General features: G+C 52.8%; 20 protein-coding genes. 13 read left to right on the top strand and 7 right to left on the bottom strand.

The annotated features are described in order from the left end of the window. The first annotated feature begins 329 nt into the window (after positions 1 to 329). From LC073_RS03575 to LC073_RS03555, 5 genes are all read left to right on the top strand, one after another. A complete protein-coding gene (locus LC073_RS03575; RefSeq protein WP_226643572.1) occupies positions 330 to 914 on the top strand; it encodes a GNAT family N-acetyltransferase in 585 nt (194 codons plus the stop codon). Positions 915 to 1,026: 112 nt separating this feature from the next. Then, positions 1,027 to 2,004, top strand: coding sequence for an alpha/beta hydrolase family protein (locus LC073_RS03570; protein WP_226643571.1), 978 nt, complete (start codon positions 1,027 to 1,029; stop codon positions 2,002 to 2,004). A gap of 21 nt (positions 2,005 to 2,025) precedes the next feature. Continuing rightward, the gene (gene bla, locus LC073_RS03565) at positions 2,026 to 2,880 is read left to right on the top strand and encodes a subclass B3 metallo-beta-lactamase (protein ID WP_226643570.1); all 855 of its coding nucleotides are present in this window, start codon (positions 2,026 to 2,028) and stop codon (positions 2,878 to 2,880) included. Between the two features lie 51 nt (positions 2,881 to 2,931). Further along, complete coding sequence (locus LC073_RS03560; RefSeq protein WP_226643569.1) at positions 2,932 to 3,402, top strand: GNAT family N-acetyltransferase; 471 nt, start codon at positions 2,932 to 2,934, stop codon at positions 3,400 to 3,402. A 40-nt stretch (positions 3,403 to 3,442) separates the two neighbouring features. Continuing rightward, positions 3,443 to 4,738, top strand: a complete 1,296-nt coding sequence (locus tag LC073_RS03555; protein WP_226643568.1) for an amidohydrolase family protein — start codon at positions 3,443 to 3,445, stop codon at positions 4,736 to 4,738. A 112-nt stretch (positions 4,739 to 4,850) separates the two neighbouring features. Here the strand turns inward: LC073_RS03555 and LC073_RS03550 are convergent, their stop codons facing one another. Then, on the bottom strand, positions 4,851 to 6,347 hold the full coding sequence (locus LC073_RS03550) for a YifB family Mg chelatase-like AAA ATPase (protein WP_226643567.1): 1,497 nt from the start codon (positions 6,345 to 6,347) through the stop codon (positions 4,851 to 4,853). A gap of 35 nt (positions 6,348 to 6,382) precedes the next feature. Beyond that, the gene (locus LC073_RS03545) at positions 6,383 to 6,625 is read right to left on the bottom strand and encodes an accessory factor UbiK family protein (protein WP_226643565.1); all 243 of its coding nucleotides are present in this window, start codon (positions 6,623 to 6,625) and stop codon (positions 6,383 to 6,385) included. A 421-nt stretch (positions 6,626 to 7,046) separates the two neighbouring features. On the opposite strand from LC073_RS03545, the gene LC073_RS03540 reads away from it, so the two are divergent. The 5 genes from LC073_RS03540 (at position 7,047) to LC073_RS03520 (ending at position 10,534) form a co-directional block, all read left to right on the top strand. Continuing rightward, the gene (locus tag LC073_RS03540) at positions 7,047 to 7,799 is read left to right on the top strand and encodes a TorF family putative porin (RefSeq protein WP_226643563.1); all 753 of its coding nucleotides are present in this window, start codon (positions 7,047 to 7,049) and stop codon (positions 7,797 to 7,799) included. Positions 7,800 to 7,846: 47 nt separating this feature from the next. After that, positions 7,847 to 8,185, top strand: a complete 339-nt coding sequence (locus LC073_RS03535) for a P-II family nitrogen regulator (protein WP_226643561.1) — start codon at positions 7,847 to 7,849, stop codon at positions 8,183 to 8,185. A gap of 55 nt (positions 8,186 to 8,240) precedes the next feature. After that, positions 8,241 to 9,500, top strand: a complete 1,260-nt coding sequence (locus LC073_RS03530; RefSeq protein ID WP_226643559.1) for an ammonium transporter — start codon at positions 8,241 to 8,243, stop codon at positions 9,498 to 9,500. Between the two features lie 101 nt (positions 9,501 to 9,601). Beyond that, positions 9,602 to 9,940, top strand: coding sequence for a P-II family nitrogen regulator (locus tag LC073_RS03525; RefSeq protein WP_152450594.1), 339 nt, complete (start codon positions 9,602 to 9,604; stop codon positions 9,938 to 9,940). Between the two features lie 369 nt (positions 9,941 to 10,309). After that, positions 10,310 to 10,534 (top strand): hypothetical protein, encoded by a 225-nt coding sequence (locus tag LC073_RS03520; protein WP_226643557.1) that lies wholly within the window; start codon positions 10,310 to 10,312, stop codon positions 10,532 to 10,534. 107 nt (positions 10,535 to 10,641) lie between these two features. On the opposite strand, the gene LC073_RS03515 is transcribed toward LC073_RS03520, so the two are convergent. The 4 genes from LC073_RS03515 to lptM form a co-directional block, all read right to left on the bottom strand. Continuing rightward, positions 10,642 to 11,382 (bottom strand): DUF484 family protein, encoded by a 741-nt coding sequence (locus LC073_RS03515; protein ID WP_226643556.1) that lies wholly within the window; start codon positions 11,380 to 11,382, stop codon positions 10,642 to 10,644. Between the two features lie 78 nt (positions 11,383 to 11,460). Beyond that, a complete protein-coding gene (gene dapF, locus LC073_RS03510) occupies positions 11,461 to 12,291 on the bottom strand; it encodes a diaminopimelate epimerase (protein WP_226643554.1) in 831 nt (276 codons plus the stop codon). Between the two features lie 137 nt (positions 12,292 to 12,428). Further along, the gene (gene lysA / locus LC073_RS03505; RefSeq protein WP_226643552.1) at positions 12,429 to 13,682 is read right to left on the bottom strand and encodes a diaminopimelate decarboxylase; all 1,254 of its coding nucleotides are present in this window, start codon (positions 13,680 to 13,682) and stop codon (positions 12,429 to 12,431) included. Continuing rightward, entirely contained in the window at positions 13,679 to 13,999 is a 321-nt protein-coding gene (lptM, locus tag LC073_RS03500; protein WP_226643550.1) for an LPS translocon maturation chaperone LptM, read from the bottom strand. Before lptM ends, lysA begins: the two co-directional genes overlap by 4 nt. Before the next feature lie 105 nt (positions 14,000 to 14,104). Here lptM and cyaY point away from each other — a divergent pair, with 105 nt between their 5' ends. After that, a complete protein-coding gene (gene cyaY, locus LC073_RS03495; RefSeq protein WP_226643547.1) occupies positions 14,105 to 14,431 on the top strand; it encodes an iron donor protein CyaY in 327 nt (108 codons plus the stop codon). Between the two features lie 78 nt (positions 14,432 to 14,509). On the opposite strand, the gene argH is transcribed toward cyaY, so the two are convergent. Then, on the bottom strand, positions 14,510 to 15,928 hold the full coding sequence (gene argH / locus LC073_RS03490; protein ID WP_226643544.1) for an argininosuccinate lyase: 1,419 nt from the start codon (positions 15,926 to 15,928) through the stop codon (positions 14,510 to 14,512). Between the two features lie 89 nt (positions 15,929 to 16,017). On the opposite strand from argH, the gene LC073_RS03485 reads away from it, so the two are divergent. Together LC073_RS03485 and LC073_RS03480 are read left to right on the top strand one after the other, a co-directional pair. Then, positions 16,018 to 17,175, top strand: a complete 1,158-nt coding sequence (locus tag LC073_RS03485) for a sensor histidine kinase (protein WP_226643542.1) — start codon at positions 16,018 to 16,020, stop codon at positions 17,173 to 17,175. Next, positions 17,172 to 17,912: a LytR/AlgR family response regulator transcription factor gene (locus LC073_RS03480; RefSeq protein WP_226643540.1), complete on the top strand. Its 741-nt coding sequence runs from the start codon at positions 17,172 to 17,174 to the stop codon at positions 17,910 to 17,912. The genes LC073_RS03485 and LC073_RS03480 overlap by 4 nt, the downstream gene beginning before the upstream one ends. The last annotated feature ends 58 nt before the right edge of the window (positions 17,913 to 17,970 follow it).

The raw sequence follows: 17,970 nt of genomic DNA, 5'->3' as shown, positions 1-17,970 counted from the left end.
GTGTAATTCAGGAAGATGAGGCCACTGAGTTTGCAAAGACATCGGAGTCGGAAAAGGTGTCGGTATTATATTTGAAAATGTCAGCCGCAGTTCAATGGAATTCCTCATCGGCTACAGGTGTTCGAAGAAAGTACTGCCGCAGTGAATCAGCGCAGAGAGAGACTAAATCCATAAATAGGTCTCTTCGCCTGGATAGGCAAAACTGAACGGTCAGAATTGCAATAAGTGATTGATCTTTCAGTAACCATTTAGATCCTATCCACTTTAAGATTACTTTTAGGAGTAAACCCATGAAGTTTATTAGAACTTAGTATTTGGATTACCGGGCAATGGGCAGATTAATTCAGCCGGAGTCTCAGCGATTGCAATTGCGTCAATGGTATGAAGAAGACAGAGGGGCTTTTGCAGTTTTGAATGCTGATCCTCAGGTCATGAGGTATTTTCCAGCGACTTTCAGCCGGGATCAAAGTGATACTATCCTGGACAGCCTTAAAGCACATATCAATGAATATGGGTGGGGCTACTGGGCGCTGGAACTTAAAAGCAACAAAGAATTTTTAGGTTTTGTTGGTATCAAACACGCTTTAAAAGAGTTGCCCTTTTCTCCCTGTGTAGAAATTGGTTTTCGCCTTGCCCAGCCCTATTGGGGATATGGGTATGCGAGTGAAGCTGCGCGTGCTGTATTTAAAATGGCATTCAAAGAACTGAATCTCACTGAGATCGTTGGCTTTACCGCATTACAAAATCTGCCCTCGCAAAGGGTGATGCAAGGCTTGGGTATGGACCGCGACGCTTTGATATTCGATCACCCTTTGGTTCCAGAAAACAATCCTTTGCGCCCCCATTGTTTGTATCGTCTCTCATCAGAGAAATGGTTGGAACAGCAAGGGAAAAATGCTCTGGAAGTTAGTTAAGCCGAGCATTTTAAGTATTCTTTAAGTTAGTTGATGGAACGAATGTAGGATACATGTATCTCAAACAGCACTTTTAATAAGCATAAGAAATAAATACTACTGGAGGTGCATCGTGGAAAACTGGTTTTGCGCCGGGGTAATAAGAATTGCCCTGATTCATATTCTACTTATCTATGGTACCCAGCAAGTTAATGCTGACCCTTTAACAAACACCAGTAAACGTCCGGATGGATCTACAATCTACTGGTCTATTGAACACCCCTCCCAAAGTGAGCCACACGGTCTTTTCCTGATCGCCCAGGGATCGGGTTGTCTGCCGGCCATTAAAAATTCATCGATTCAACAAGCTAAGAAGATTGCTCCAAATTTTGCCGTATTAATGGTAGAGAAATATGGCGTAACTCACCATGATAGCCCCGAGGAACCATTTAAAGATTGCTCACAAGTGTATGTGGCCAACCACACTGTTGAACAGCGTGCACTGGATATAGTGAATATTATTGAAGAGCAAAAAAGGTCTGACTGGTGGAATGGTCAACTCGTTCTACTTGGTGGTTCAGAGGGTGGAGCTGTTGTCGCTCGCTTGGTTCCAAGATTGCACCCGGATGCCGCAATGATTTTCTCCAGTGGTCTGGGGAAGTCTTTTGCAGAGGTATTAAAAGACTTGGTCCCTCCCGATGTGGTTAAAGAGGTGGATGCAAAGCTCGCTTTTGCGCGAGCGAACCCCAACAGTGGTGAGGTCTGGGGAGGGAATTCCATACGCTGGTGGGCTGATGTCGCAGACCGGGTACCGGTAAATGACCTACTTCAGAGCCAATCCCCTGTTTTGTTGATCCATGGCACTGAGGATAAGTCCTCCCCCGTCAGCTCTGCCCGTGCAGCGCGCGACGCTTATGCCTCTGCGGGGCGCTGTGAGCTGAGCTACTGGGAGTATCCTGGTTACGATCACTTTATGACCGATAGTGAAGGGGTGAATCACCGTGAGCAGGTCTTTAATCGTATGGCTATTTGGCTAGAAAGTACTCTTGCCGAAGGTGCTTTGGGATGTAAGAACGATAAAATTAAAAATGTTTATCGAGGCTACCGATAAATTTAATCGTAAGGAAAAGAGATGGCTTTAAGAGCGGAATTAGGCGCACTGATTATGGCGATGTTTTCTGGCTTCGTCGTAGCGGAGGACTTCGCCCTGCTACCACAACTAGAAAACTATAAAGCGCCTAAATCCTGGCGACAGCCTGTAGCTCCACTGAAAATTTCCGATCATACTTGGCAGATTGGGACACAGGGAATTACTTCACTCCTTTTAATTGGTAGTGAGGGTGCCATCCTGATTGATGGCGGCATGGCACAAACGGCAGACCATTTACTGAGCAATATAGGTCGGCTTGGATTAAAACCCAGTGATCTTAAGTTGATTCTGCATAGCCATGCCCATGCCGATCACGTGGGTTCGCTCGCTGCAGTACAGCGCGCAACCGGTGCCAAAATCGTGACCAATGCGGAGTCTGCAGTGCTGCTAGCACGTGGCGGTGCTAATGATATCCACTTCGCCGATAAAATCCTGTACCCTCCGGTAAAAGCCGATCGTATTTTGCATCACGGTGAAGAAGTTATTCTTGGTAATTTACACCTGCGTGTGCATTTTGTGCCAGGTCATACTCCGGGCAGTATGGCTTGGACCTGGCAGGATAAAGTGGAAGGGGAAGATACGAAGATCGCTTATGTGGACAGCCTTACCGCCCCTGGCTATCAGCTGATTGATAATCCCCGTTATCCAGATATTTTGCAGGACTTCGGTACAAGCCTTAAACGGGTGCGCACCCTGCCTTGTGATTTACTCATCACACCCCACACTGATGCCAGTGGCTGGGTATTTCAAGAGAGTATCGAGAGAGGCTCGGTACTCGATTGTAAGGAATACGCTGATATTGCCGAGCAAAAATTGGGGCTAAAGCGGTTGGAATAATAGGTTAGTTAGTGTTTGATCGCTGTTCAGTCAGTAGGGGTGCCAAGGTATATGCTTGCAGTAGAACGTTTCTCTGATATTTATTCGGCCGATGTATTACGTATTTCCCTTCCCCCTGATCAATTACAATACGTCTGTACTCCGGAAAGCTTTATCTCCGATAGAAGTGATACAACCCATCTTTACCTGATTAAGATGGGTGATGAAATCATTGGCTTCTTTAAGGTGGATCTGGCTTACTCGACATCTTACTCTTTCTGCCCGGAAGATGGGCTCGGTCTACGCGCATTCGCGATTGATATGGCGTGTCAGGGTAGGGGGATCGGGGTCTTGTCGGTTAATTCAATCGTAGACTATTTGGCAAAAGCGTATAGCAACTATGCCACCGTGTATTTGACCGTTAACTGCAACAACTTAAAAGCTATTCGCTGTTATAAAAAATGTGATTTTCTGGATACGGGAGATCTGTATTTGGGTGGGACTGCGGGACCCCAACATGTCCTTAGAAGAAGTCTCCGTTAATTTTTTTGTCCGATATTTTGCGTGATGGGTAGAGATTGCAATGTTAAAAGAAAAGATAAAAGAAACTATTAATAAGCATTGGCGAGTACGTTTTACTGCTCTGGGTCTTGCCGGGATATTGTTCACAATGGGTGTTCCGCAGGCATATTGCGCAGACACCTTCGCAATTGAGGGGGGCCGTTGGTTTGATGGGACCGAGTTTAAACCGGCAACCTGGTTTGTGGATAAAAATGGCTCCTTAACTAAAACCCGCCCGAAAAAGATTGATCACATCATTGATGCCAATGGGAAATTTGTAGTACCGCCCTATGGTGAAGGACACAATCACAATCTGCAAAACGCCTATACAGCTAAGAATTTTGGGCCACTGCAGGTCAGTTCTGGGGTTTTTTACAGTGTGCAGATGTGTAGCTTTGGTGAGGAGGTCAAGACGCAGTTCAGCAGTAGGGATACCATGGACGTCTTGTTTGCTTCAGACTGCATGACCGCATCGGATGGACATCCAATCGCTTACTTTTTTAAAGATCGCTTGAATCCGACTGAAGAAGAGGCTGAGGAGGGAAGACGTGGACAGTTGATCGTCGACAGTTTGACGGATCTTGATAAAGTATGGCCGGCGGTCCAAGAGAAGGCCCCAAGATTTCTTAAAATTGTTCTTGTTGGCAGTGAAAAGTTTGAGGAGCGCCACGGTGATAAGAAATATCTTGGTATCAATGGCCTCAATCCGAAATTAGTACCCAGGATAGTCGAGCGCGCTCATCAATCGGGAATTCCTGTGGTGGCCCATGTGGATACCGCCCACGATGCTGAAGTAGCTATTAAGGCAGGTGTCGACGTACTTGGGCATTTGCCCGGATATCGAATCGCCAGAGATGAGGGCTTCGATAGGCAGGACTATGTGTTGAGCGATGCCGTCATTGCCGAAGCGGCCAGGCTCGGTACCAAATTGATCGCCACAGCCAGTGCCCCCTCTATGAGCAACTACTCCGAAGAGGCGCTTTCGGAAATTCAAGCCATCCAGAGAGATAACCTGAGACGTCTGCGCAAAGCCAAAGTGCCCATGTTGATGGGGAGCGATAACTTCGCCGGTACGGTTCTTATTGAGATTCGTTACCTGGATGCTTTGGATATTGCCCCGAGAGAAGCACTGTTGAAATCCCTGACCATGGATACACCGAAGTGGATGTTTCCAGAGCGCCGTTTAGGGGTATTTGCCGAGGGTGCTGAAGGCAGCTTCCTGATATTGGAAGGGAACCCTCTGGAGGACCTTGGTTTTCTCGATAAGATTCATATTGGCGTTAAGCAGGGCTATATTTTGACTGGTAGTCCCAAATAATAGTGAAACAGAAAAAATCTTTCGGTGGATCTAAAGCCTCTGCAGAATGATCTGCAGAGGTCTGTGAGATAACGGTAGGCTCAAGTCTATTAGTTGCTGGCTAGGAAAATTTTTAAAGAGAAGCCGTAACTGTTTGACGCCTGTCTAGATTTCGATAGGCCAACGCCTCGGCAATTTGTGCGGTGCCAATCTTTTCCAGTTTGGCCAGGTCCGCTAGAGTGCGCGCCACCTTGAGCACCCGGTGGTAGCTGCGCGCGGAAAGCCCCAACTTTTCTACGGACTGCCGCAGTAGCAGTTTTTCTTTATCCCCCAGTGCGCAGTGGTTTTCCAGCTGTGCGCCTTTTAACAGGCTGTTGATCGTCCCCTGCCGTTGTAGTTGCTGTTGCCGGGCATGACAGACCCGCTCTCGTACACATTCCGATGACTCTCCGGCAGGCGAGTCCTGCAGCTGCACTGCACTCATTGCCCCCACTTCCACCTGCATATCAATTCGATCTAATAGTGGTCCAGACAGCTTGCCGCGGTAGCGGTCAATCTGATCCGGGGTGCAGCGGCAGCGCGGTTCCCCCAGATAACCACAGGGGCAAGGATTCATGGCGGCCACCAGCTGGAAGTGGGCGGGGAAGGTGACCTGGGCTCGTGCACGTGAGATACGCACCTCACCATTTTCCAATGGTTCGCGCAGTATCTCCAAAGCGTGGCGGGGAAACTCCGGCATTTCATCCAGAAACAGGACGCCGCGGTGGGCTAGGGAGATCTCCCCTGGGCGCGGGGTACTGCCGCCGCCGACCAGGGAAGTCGGGGAGGCGCTGTGATGCGGCGCACGGAATGGTCTGTGACTCTGATAGGGTAAGCCGGCGCTGGAGTATACGGCTGCGACTTCAATAGATTCATGGCTGGTAAGAGGTGGCAATATCCCAGGTAGACGGCTGGCCAGCATGGTTTTGCCTGTACCCGGGGGCCCGTAGAACAAAAGGTTGTGGCCACCCGCTGCGGCGACTTCCAAAGCGCGCCTCGCCTTGAGCTGGCCGCGCACATCGGCGAGGTCTGTGGTGTGAGTGATCACTTGCTCAATTCGCGCTTTCCCGCGTGGCAACTTCTCTCGGCCGTGCAGTTCTGCGCACACTTCAAGTAGCGAGTTGGCGCTAGCTACTTCGCTACCGGCCAGGGCAGCTTCGCTACTATTTTCGTTGGGCACTATTAATAGACGCTCGGCGGCGGCGCTGGCGATAGCTGCTGGTAGTGCGCCACTGACTTGGCGTATTCCGCCGGTAAGGGCGAGCTCTCCGATAAATTCGTAGCTTTCCAGCGGTTCACTGGGTACCTGGCCGGAGGCGGCGAGTATGCCGATAGCAATAGCGAGGTCGTAGCGCCCGCCCTCTTTGGGCAGATCGGCGGGCGCCAGGTTAACGGTGATACGTCGTTGTGGGAATTCAAAATGGCTGTTGATTAGGGCACTGCGTACCCGGTCGCGGCTCTCGCGTACGGCGGCTTCCGGCAGGCCGACGATATGGAAGGCGGGGAGCCCGTTGGCTAGGTGGGTCTCAACGGTGACCAGTGGGGCGTTAACACCCAGCTGTGCGCGGGTGTAGGTAACTGACAGGCTCACATTTTCATCCTTGATGTGGAGGCTTGTGGGGGAAACTAGTCCTCGGGCTTGCGTTCTCTTTGTGTGAGGGCCTGCTCCAGTATTTCCACCTTGTCTTCCAAGCGGGCCAGTTTTTCCCTGGTGCGTCTCAGTATCTCCACTTGGGTATCGAACTCGCGCTGGGAGACCAGCGGTAACTTGTCCAGGGAGACCTCCAGGGCACTGCGCAGGTCATTAGTGACTACAGTGCCCTGCTGTTGCAGTTCTTTTAAGAGTTGTTGCAGTTTGTCCGCAGCCACGGGCAACTCCTTACTGTTTAAAACATTTCTATTGGCACAGGATTGTAACTCACACCCTATAGCCACAAAAGCTGACTCTTTGTGCACTATTCTGAACTTTGCCTCTGCAAGATTCCCCACTTCTGTGCACGCAATGACAAATGGTCCCATCTTGGTGCGTAAGATTTTGCGGGCACTTTGTTCGTATTTATTCCGATTGCTTATTCTGCCGCTAACTTGTTGATTTTATTGTGTATTGCAGTCTTGGCACTAACTCTGCAAAGAAAGGGCAGGTGTGCCATTTACGATCACGGGAGTCTGGGAAAGTAGCGGTTCACAAGACGCAAGAGACCCTCTGTCATACCCGACAGTGCAGGACCGATTGCAGGCGGCGCCATTACAGCTCTTGAAATACAGCCTACAGAAATTTAGGAGAAATAAAGTGGAAGTTAAAAAGCATAAAATTGCCACTATTTTCGCTGGCGCTTTACTGGCGTTGGGCACTGCCAATCTATCGAATGCTGAAGAAAATACCTCTTCCAGTAGCACTCAGGAAGAGGGCATCAGTTTTAGCGCCAACCTGGGTATGGTGTCAGATTATCGTTTCCGGGGTATCTCACAAAAAGATAGAAATCCCGCAATTCAGGGTGGTCTCGATCTGGATTTTGGCAACGGTTTCTATGTCGGCACCTGGGCCTCACAGGTGGACTTTGATTATGAAGTTGATGAGACCGATTACGAACAGGATTTTTACGGCGGTTTTTCTGCGGATATCAATGACTCTATTAGTTACGACGTTGGCTATATCTATTACGCCTATCACGGCAGTGACCAGGATGAAGATTACTGGGAAGTGTATAGCAACCTCAGCATTAAAGATCTGACCCTCGGATTTGCGTACTCACCCGATTATTGGGCGCAGAGCGATGAATTTTATTACACCTTTGCAGAATACAGTTTCTCACTGCCCGCAGAGCTGAGTCTGGATTTACATGTTGGTTACAATATTTTCAAGGAGGATGAGTTTCTTTATGAGGAAGATAACTATATCGATTACTCCGCAACGCTCAGTAGAGATTTCGGTGGGTTGAACTTGAGTGCTGCATATGTTGGAACTAATTTGAGCAAAAAAGAGTGCTTTGATTATGACTGGTGTGAACCCTCGCTGGTAGTTGGCGCTACCTACACTTGGTAATCCATTCGCCCGCGATAATTCGCGGGCATGTTTTTTTGGGGGAGTCCATGAAATTAATTACCGCAATTATCAAACCTTTTAAGTTGGATGCCGTGCGCGATGCCCTCAGAGAAGTGGGTGTGAATGGCGTTACCGTTACAGAAGTGAAAGGTTTTGGCCGGCAAAAAGGCCATACCGAATTGTATCGGGGTGCTGAATATGTAGTGGATTTTTTGCCGAAAACTATGCTGCAAATTGCCGTAGAGGATTCCCAGTTAGACAAGGTGTTGGAAACGCTGGGCTCCAGCGCACACAGCGGAAAAATTGGTGATGGAAAAATATTTGTTGCCAACCTGGAGCAGGTAGTGCGGATAAGAACCGGTGAAACCGGCAGGGATGCCATCTAAATTGATAGCAACCAAACATAATTTTAACAATATCCAGACTTGAACGGAGAGAAACATGGAAAACCAGATATTTCAATTGCAGTACGCAATTGATACTTTTTATTTCCTTATGTGTGGTGCGCTGGTCATGTGGATGGCCGCGGGTTTCGCCATGCTGGAAGCCGGCCTGGTGCGCTCTAAAAACACCACGGAAATCCTCACCAAGAATGTCGCGCTGTTTGCCATAGCGTGCATTATGTATCTGCTCACCGGATACGCCATTATGTACGATGGCAGCTGGATGCTCTCTGGAATTGAAGCATTTAGTCTCGATACTGTACTGGCAGATTCCTCCAGTAATGGGTTTGATGGCGATTCCGTTTATTCGAAAGCCTCTGACTTTTTCTTCCAGGTGGTGTTTGTTGCCACCGCCATGTCCATCGTGTCCGGCGCCGTGGCCGAGCGTATGAAGCTTTGGAGCTTCCTCGCTTTTGCGGTGGTATTGACCGGCTTTATCTACCCGCTGGAAGGCTCCTGGACTTGGGGTAGCCAGAAAGTTTTTGGTCTGTACAGCTTGGGGGATCTCGGTTTCTCTGACTTTGCCGGCTCTGGAATCGTGCATATGGCAGGTGCCTCTGCAGCGCTAGCCGGGGTACTGTTGCTGGGCGCGCGTAAAGGCAAATACGGTCCTAACGGACAGGTCTATGCGATTCCTGGTGCCAATCTGCCGCTGGCAACCCTAGGTACCTTTATCCTGTGGATGGGCTGGTTCGGTTTTAATGGTGGTTCCGTATTAAAGCTGGGCGATGCAGCCAGTGCGCACTCAGTGGCTATGGTATTTGTGAATACCAATACTGCCGCAGCCGGTGGCGCTATCGCCGCGTTGATCACCGCTCGTTTACTCTTCGGTAAAGCCGACCTCACGATGCTGCTCAATGGTGCCCTGGCGGGCTTGGTGGCAATCACTGCGGAGCCTGCTACTCCTACCGCGCTGCAGGCGACTGTGTTCGGTATGTTTGCCGGTATCTTGGTGGTCTTCTCCATCATCACCCTGGATAAACTCAAAATCGATGACCCGGTTGGCGCTATTTCCGTTCACGGTGTTGTCGGCCTGCTTGGTCTGCTGTTGGTGCCCCTCACCAATGAGAAATCCACCCTTGTGGGCCAGCTGGTTGGAGCCTTGACCATCTTCTTCTGGGTCTTTGTTAGCTCCCTGGCGGTTTGGTATCTGCTCAAGCTGGTAACCGGTATCCGCGTCAGTGAAGACGAAGAGATGGAGGGTGTTGACTTGGCCGAGTGTGGAATGGAAGCTTACCCGGAATTTATGAGCAAATAGCCGCTCTATAATGGCGTCGCCCAGATATCCAATATCCGATATTGGGGCGATCGCCGGATTGAGGTTCCCGCAAAGAAGATAAACCAGGGGAAAGACACAAGATGAAATTAATAACGGCCGTAGTGAAGCCCTTCAAACTGGATGATGTGCGCACTGCACTTTCCGAAGTCGGCGTCCAGGGAATGACGGTGACGGAAGTGAAAGGCTTTGGTCGCCAGAAGGGGCATACCGAACTCTATCGCGGTGCAGAGTATGTGGTGGACTTTCTGCCTAAGGTCAAACTGGAGCTGGCCGTCGATGACAGCATGGTCGATGCGGCTGTTGAGGCTATCACCAAGGCGGCACAGACCGGAAAAATTGGCGACGGTAAAATCTTTATTACCGCATTGGAAGAAGTGATACGTATCCGTACCGGTGAAACTGGTAGCGAGGCGGTGTAACAGTTACCGGCTAATTTGGGTATTTCGTTAAATGATATCCAGGCGTTTTAAGCCCCGTAAGGGGCTTTAGCTTTGCCCTCCCTCTAAACTCGATCATGAACGCTTCCAACCGGTGGGTTTCACCACTCCTGTCGCTTAAATCACCATAACAAACTGCAATATCTCCCCGATTTTCACCCAACAAAAAACTCTACGGGCTCCGGTGTCTGCGGCTGGCAGCGTGGTTAGTAAGTGCCTATATATTAATCGCCGCTTTTAATGCGGTAGGTGATTGTCACCCCGGTGGCTTTCAATTCCATTGACGCCGCGGGAAGGGGCGGCACAGAGGTACTCCCTCTGTAACAGGAGTAAGGGTTACAGGGTTTTGCTATGAAAGATGGTTATGAAGATCAGGGTAAGAACGCTCGCAATAAGGAAACCGAAGAATTTGCCGAAGAGCGCTCTATTACCTCCCGTGAACGCGCCAGAAGCCAGCTGAGTTCCGATGTCGAGGAATTCTTAGCCAGTGGTGGGGCGATTAGTGAAGTTGATCCAGATGTCACCGCCGACCCTCCACGCAAACCGCAACCTAAATACGGTAGTCGCCCTATTTAGCATCTCTCAACTTTGCCGCCCCTGATATCAGGTCGGCGGCAAGACCTCTTCTCGAAGAAGTTTTTATAGGCCTGCGCTTATCGACTTAGAAGTGGTGCTGGTCAATCTCAGGGGTTCAGCAGCCTGGGCAGCAGGCGCTCCAGAACTTCTCCAATGTAAGAGAGAAACAGGGTGCCGAGGCTGGAGCGATAGTATTGTGGATCGGTTGATCCAACGGCCAGCATGCCCAGCTGGTTACCCAGTGGGATCACTGCGGCGGAGGCAACCTCCTGCCAGTTTTCACCAAATAGATACTCTTTTTCACCGGGGCGCAAAATTCCGCAGATCGGCCGGCCATTGCGCAATATGGCGCCAATGGCTGTTTCCGCGCTGGAGAGCGTGCTGGTGCGCACTTCCCCGAGCCTGTCGGTCGGAACCCCTAGCGGACCAAACAGGGTCAGGCTGGTGAATTCCACAGCGAAGTCGTTGGAAAAACTGCTGTAGAGAGCCTCAGTGACCTCGCCAATGGTCTGCGCTTCCAGCAGTGCGAGGATAAGGCGGCGGCTGTTAAAAAATAGCTGGTCGTTGTCGCGGGCATTGTGCAGCAACTGGTCGAGGCGTTGGCGCATCTCGATATTGCGCTCGCGCAGCAGGTTGGTGTGATGTGTCATCAGCGACACGGTCTTGCCGTTTTCCCGAGGTAATTTGATGGTCTCGAGCAGATCCATGCGCTCGACAAAAAACTCAGGATTTTGCGTTAGATAGCGAGCTACCTGGCGCGCGAGCAGCTTGTCATCGCGCTGGGTTTTCCTGTGGTTGCCGGCGACAATCTCATCAGAAGTTTGATTGGCGTCTGTGTGTTCCATCATATTCTGTTCACATTGGCGCTGACGCGTGGTGAACCCTGTTCTCTGTTGGAGAAAAGGTTCGCCCGCGCGCGTAATTACTTAAATAATGATTTGCCCGTGGAAAACTGTAGTAGTGGGCCCGGTCATAGTAACTGGCTGTCCTGGCCCACTCCAGTGGATTGTCAGGGGCCCGCCGGGTAGGCGGATTTCTACCTGGTCATCCACCAAGTCGCGCATGCGGGCATACACCATAGCTGCGCAGGCACCGGTGCCACAGGCGCGAGTCTCGCCTACACCGCGCTCAAATACGCGCAGTTGTGCCTGGGTGCGGGAGTCAATTTGCAGGAAACCCACGTTGACCTTCTGTGGGAAGCGAGGGTGTGCCTCGATTGAAGGGCCGAGTGTCTCTACTGGGGCGCTGTGAATATCGTCGACCAGTAGTACCGCGTGTGGGTTGCCCATGGAGAGGGCACCGATGGTATAGGTCTCGTCATGGACTTCCAGTGGATAGCTATCCGCGCGACGATCGGCATTGAAAGGTATTCTCTCCGGCTCTAAAACCGGCGCGCCCATATCGACACTGACCTGGTCGTTATCGAGTACTCGTAGGTGCAGCATGCCCGCGGCGGTTTCAACTGTGAGGCGTTTTTTACCAGTCAGGCGGCGTTCGCGCACGAAACGGGCGAAACAGCGCGCACCATTGCCGCAATTTTCCACTTCACTACCATCGGCATTGAAGATCCGATAGCGAAAGTCCGCGTCTGGCTCCCGTGGCGGCTCGGCCAGCAGTACCTGATCGCAGCCGATACCAAGACGCCGATCGGCAATTCGGCGAATTTTATCCGGGGACAACTTGAGTCTCTGGCTGATGCCGTCGAGCATCACAAAATCATTGCCGAGTCCGTGCATCTTGCTGAATTTAACGCGCATTCCATTTCTCTGTAAGACTGATTGAGCCTGCCATCCAAGGGCTGATCGCCGCCGGTGACGCCGCGGTTGTTGGCGCCCCGGTATTTTGTTGGGTGGTAACTTGGGTGATAACTAAGGGACAAGGATGACACAAACCGTCAGACCTTTTCAGGCACCGGGGTCTCACCCCGAACCAGGTCGTCGAAGGTTTCCCGCGTGCGCACCAGGTAGCTATTCTCCCCATCCACCAGCACTTCCGCTGCGCGCGGGCGGCTATTGTAGTTGGAACTCATGGTGAAGCCGTAGGCGCCTGCAGACAGCATGGCCAGCAGCTGCCCCTCGCGCAGGGCCAGGGCGCGATTCTTGCCGAGGAAGTCGCCGGTTTCGCAAACAGGGCCAACGATATCCCAGAGCGTGTCCTCACCGTCGCCTGGTGTGACTGGCACTATGTCCTGCCAGGCTTGGTAGAGAGCCGGCCGCAGATTGTCGTTCATAGCCGCATCGACGATGCCGAAGTTGTGTCCTTCGGTGTGCTTCAGATACTCAACTCGGGTTAGCAAAACACCGCCGTTGGCGGCAATTGAACGGCCCGGTTCCAGTATCAGGCCCAGCTGGCGTTCACCGATACGCTCCAGAATCGCTTGCAGATAGTCTGCAACCACAGGGGGTTCTTCCCCTCGGTAACGGACCCCGAGGCCACCACCCAGGTCCAGGTGTTCCAGCTGGATTCCCTCTGCGGCGAGTGTGTCCACCAGTGCCAACAGGCGGTCGAGGGCATCCAGGAAGGGCGCCACCTCGGTGAGCTGGGAGCCGATATGGCAATCCACTCCGGTCACTCTCAAGTGTGGCGAGCGGGCTGCGTACAAATACACATCCAGGACACTATTGATCGCGATGCCGAATTTGTTTTCCTTGAGGCCGGTGGAAATATAGGGATGGGTTTGCGCATCCACGTCCGGGTTGACCCGCAGTGAGATTGGGGCAACGGCCTCACATTCCGCTGCCACCTGCTCTAGACGGCGCATTTCGGCTTCCGACTCGATATTAAAGCAGTGCACACCCACTTCCAGGCCGCGGCGCATCTCCTCCGCAGTTTTGCCTACACCAGAGAACACAACTCGTGAGGGGTCTCCTCCTGCCAGCAATACCCTCTCCAGTTCTCCCCCCGAGACGATATCAAAACCGGCGCCGAGCTGGGCCAGCAGCGATAAAATACCCAGGTTGCTATTGGCTTTCACCGCATAGCAGATCAGGCCCGGGTGGCTGCCCAGTGCCTCGGCATAGGCTTGATATTGGCGCTCGAAGTGGGCGCGGCTGTAGACATAGGTGGGGGTTCCGAAACGCTCGGCGACCTCTTCCAGTGATACCTGTTCTGCCCACAGGCTGCCTTGGCGATAACTGAACTCACTCATTTCTGCGGTGCTTGCTCCTCTGGGTAGCCCTCTTCCGGGTAGTCTTCCGGCTCAGAGTAATCTTCAGGTTGCGAATAGTCGTCCGGTTCGGAATATCCCTCCGGTACTACAACTTCCCCTGCAGGTAGAAGTTCCGGTTCATCGGGCTCCACCGCAGTGCTACTAGTGGGCACCGTGGAGGGCGGGCCAGTGGTGATAGCCGGCGCGGGTTCAGCCGGCGCCTGGGGCAGGTACAGCGGTCCCTTCTGTCCGCAGCCGCTGAGGAGTGCGGACGCACTCAGCAGGGCGTAAAGGGGGAGGAGCATTTTTTTCGGCATGGGTGACATCCTGCACTCGGGCTTTAGAGCGGTGTTCGGCAAAAGCCTGATAGTATAGCGAGCCAATAGATTGAACACAGTAGACGGTAACAGAAGTAATAAAAGATGAGCCAAACGGAATATGAAGCGGCCATTGAGCATACCCTGATGTCGATCGAGGATGCCCTGGACGATTGTGACTGGGATATCGATTACGAGCGCAGCGGTGCGGTGCTTACCCTGACTCTGGAGGATAATGGCAGCCAGGTTATTCTCTCCCGGCAGTCCGCCAATCAGGAGCTTTGGGTCGCCGCTAAGTCGGGCGGTTACCACCTCGCTTTTACCGCGCCCGGCTGGAAATGCAGCACCACTGAGGAAAATCTGCCGACCCTGCTCAATCGCGTGCTGACAGAACAGCAGGGGGAGCCGGTCGATCTGGGATTATCACAGTAATCCCGGTTTATTGATTGGCCGCATTTCGAACGCCCGGTTTCAAAAAAACCGGACGCTTTGCTCTGCTGGAACTCGTTCTCAGTGGCGCTCTTCGATCTGCGCCCGCGCCCGCGCACAGGCGCTGCGAACCTGATCGGGAGCGGTGCCGCCGATATGGTTGCGGGCGGCTACCGAGCCCTCCAGGGTGAGCACTTCAAAGACATCCTCGCCGATATCAGCGGAGAATTGCTGTAGCTGCTCCAGGCTCAGTTCCGCCAGGTCTTTCTCCTCTTCAATGGCAAAGGAAACCGACTGGCCGACGATCTCGTGGGCATCGCGGAAAGCAATGCCTTTGCGCACCAGGTAATCCGCCAGGTCGGTGGCCGTGGAGAAACCCTTGGCGGCTGCCGCCAGCATATGTTCTTTTTTTGCCTTGAGTGCGGGCACCATATCTGCAAAAGCGCGCAGGCAGTCCAGTGCGGTGTCGGCGGCGTCGAACAAAGGCTCTTTATCTTCCTGATTGTCTTTGTTGTAGGCCAGCGGTTGGCTCTTCATCAAGGTCAGCAGTGCAATCAGGTGGCCGTTCACACGGCCGGTTTTACCGCGTACCAGTTCGGGTACATCCGGATTTTTTTTCTGCGGCATGATAGAAGAGCCGGTGCAGAAACGGTCCGGCAGGTCGATAAAGTCGAACTGGCTGGAAGTCCAGAGCACCAACTCTTCGCTGGCGCGGGACAAATGGGTGAGCAGCAGGGCGGCGAAGGCGCAGAATTCAATGGCGAAATCCCGGTCGCTCACCGAGTCCAGGGAGTTTTCGGTCGGGGCATCGAAGCCCAGCAGTTCGGCAGTGCGCGCGCGGTCGATTGGATAGCTGGTGCCCGCCAAGGCTGCGGCACCCAGGGGCGAGCGATTCACCCGTTTGCGGCAATCCATCAGGCGTTCAAAATCCCTGCTGAGCATGGCATTCCAGGCCAGCAGGTGGTGGCCGAAGGTAACCGGTTGCGCGCTCTGCAGGTGGGTAAAGCCGGGCATAATGGTATCGGCTTCGCGTTCGGCCAGGTCTACCAACCCGGTTTGCAGGCGGGTTAACTCGGCGCCGATCCGGTCGATGCGGCCGCGCAGCCATAAGCGGATATCGGTAGCGACCTGGTCGTTGCGGGAGCGGCCAGTGTGCAGTTTTTTACCGGTGGCACCGATGCGCTCGGTCAGGCGCGCCTCGATATTCATGTGGACATCTTCCAGCTGCACCGACCAGGGAAAGTCACCGGCCTCAATCTCCGCAGCGATCTCTTTCAAGCCATCGGCAATCTGGTGATATTCATCACCGCTCAATACTCCTACCTCGGATAGCATCTGTGCATGAGCGAGGGAACCCTGGATATCTTCGAGCGCCATGCGCTGATCGAAGGTGACGGAGGCGGTAAATCGCTCTACGAAAGCGTCGGTGGCTTCGCTGAAACGACCGCCCCAGAGTTTGGCGGCGGGATTAGTGGCGGAGTCGGGTTTGTCGTTGCTCATGGTTTTCCTGGCTGCAGTGAGGTGAAAGGCCGGGGAGCTTGGTGGTATCGTGCGCTTTGAATACAGGGACAATCAAGAATAACAACTGCATGTCATTTCCCAGGCCGTCGGGCATTATATCGCAGAAAATTCGAAAAACTGACATCAATAGCAAGGATTCTGCGCTCACCGGACAGGTGCCTTTCCTGCCGGATTTATGCAGTGTCACCGCCCTGGCCGCACTGGTATTGATGGGGGAATTACTGGCGCTGGTGCTGGTGCTCGCCTTGGACGGGCTGCGTGACTTCAATTGGCAGCGACTTGGCTTAGTGTCCCTGGTGATTCAGTGGGTGATATTGCCCTGTGCCGCCGTGCTTTGCCGGCTGCGCCCCTATCTAGCAAAATTACCCCACAAACATGCTGGCGCTATCAGTTTTATTGCGGTGTTGGGCGTGCTTGGAATGGTAATGGGAATTCAGCGCTACCTGCGCGCTCTGTTGCTGCAGGCAGAGTTCGACTGGTGGGGCCTGGCCAGCGATTGCCTACTGGGGGCTATCTGTGCCGGGGTGGTATTGCGCTACGCCTATTTACAGCAGCAACTGTACAACCAGCAACAGGCGGAGCTGGGTGCGCGTATTGAGGCGTTGCAGTCTCGCATACGACCGCATTTTTTGTTTAACAGCATGAATAGCCTGGCCAGCCTGATCGCGGTAGACCCGGATCGCGCCGAGCGATTGGTGGAAGATTTGTGCGTGTTGTTTCGGGCCAGCCTCGCCGATCCAAAGCTGGTGCCGCTGTCGCAGGAAATACAATTGGCCCAGCGCTATCTGGAGATTGAAGCCCTGCGCCTGGGAGAGCGTTTACAGCAGCAATGGCAGCAACAGGGCGCTCTAGAGGATATGCAGGTACCCAGTATGTTGCTGCAGCCGCTGCTTGAAAACGCTGTTTTACATGGTGTGGCTCAGCTGCGTGAGGGCGGCACAATTGAAGTGGCCGTAAAAACCGAAGACGGTGCACTGCGTATTGATATTGAAAACCCACTTCCGGCGGAAACTGTGCGTTCCACCAGGGAAAGCAACGGTATGGCGGTGGAGAATATTCGCCAGCGCCTTGCGGCCTATTACGGTGATCGCTTCAAGTTTACCGCCGGTCGGGTGAATGGCCACTACAGAGTAAACCTACAGCTACCCTTGTTTCCCCTAGGGGTGGTCCAGCGTGAAACAAAAGCCGCCGTAAATTCCAGTAGAGATACTGAGGTGATGGAGTGACCCAGTTGCGAATCCTGATTGTCGATGATGAACCCCTGGCCCGCGCGCGCCTGCAGCGGCAGTTGTCGACAATCGAAAATTGCATTCCGGTAGGTGAGGCAGCGGATATTGATTCTGCGCTGATACAGGTGCAGATATTGGACCCGGATCTGGTATTGCTCGACATAGAAATGCCCGGCGGCAGCGGCTTGGCATTGGCCCAGCAACTTTCCACCCGCGAGTGCCCACCAGCAATAATTTTTTGTACCGCCCACGATGAGTTCGCCCTGCCGGCCTTCGCCACCGCCGCAGTGGGTTATCTGCTCAAGCCTGTCAGCGTGGAGCAGCTGCGCCAAGCGCTGGCAAAGGTGCAGCGCCTTAATAAACCCCAACAAAAGCTTGTTAGTGGTGACGAGAAGGATCGTGGCCGCAGCCGTATCAAAGCAGTGAGCCGTATGGGGGTGGAGCTATTGGAAGTGGATAGCATCCGCTGCCTAGTTGCCGACAGTAAATATGTGGTGGCCCATCACCCTGGCGGTGAGACGATACTTGATGAGTCATTAAAAGAGCTGGAAAGCGAATTTGGTAAGCGCTTTGTGCGAGTGCATCGTAGTGCACTGGTGGCAGCTACTTTTATCACTGGTTTGCGCAGAGACGGAGTGAATTATCGGGTAGAGTTGGAGGGAGTGACGCAGGCACCACTGGTGAGTCGGCGTATGCTGTCTTCGGTCAAATCGCTGATTACTGAGATGTGCTGAGTAATTGGTTTTACTAGTCGAAAACTACGAATAAAAAAGCGGGCACAGTACCCGCTTT

This window comes from Microbulbifer variabilis (assembly GCF_020524905.1).
Lineage (GTDB): Bacteria > Pseudomonadota > Gammaproteobacteria > Pseudomonadales > Cellvibrionaceae > Microbulbifer > Microbulbifer variabilis_A.
The sequence above is the reverse complement of the archived record's forward strand: the minus strand, read 5'-3'. Positions and strand labels throughout refer to the sequence as shown.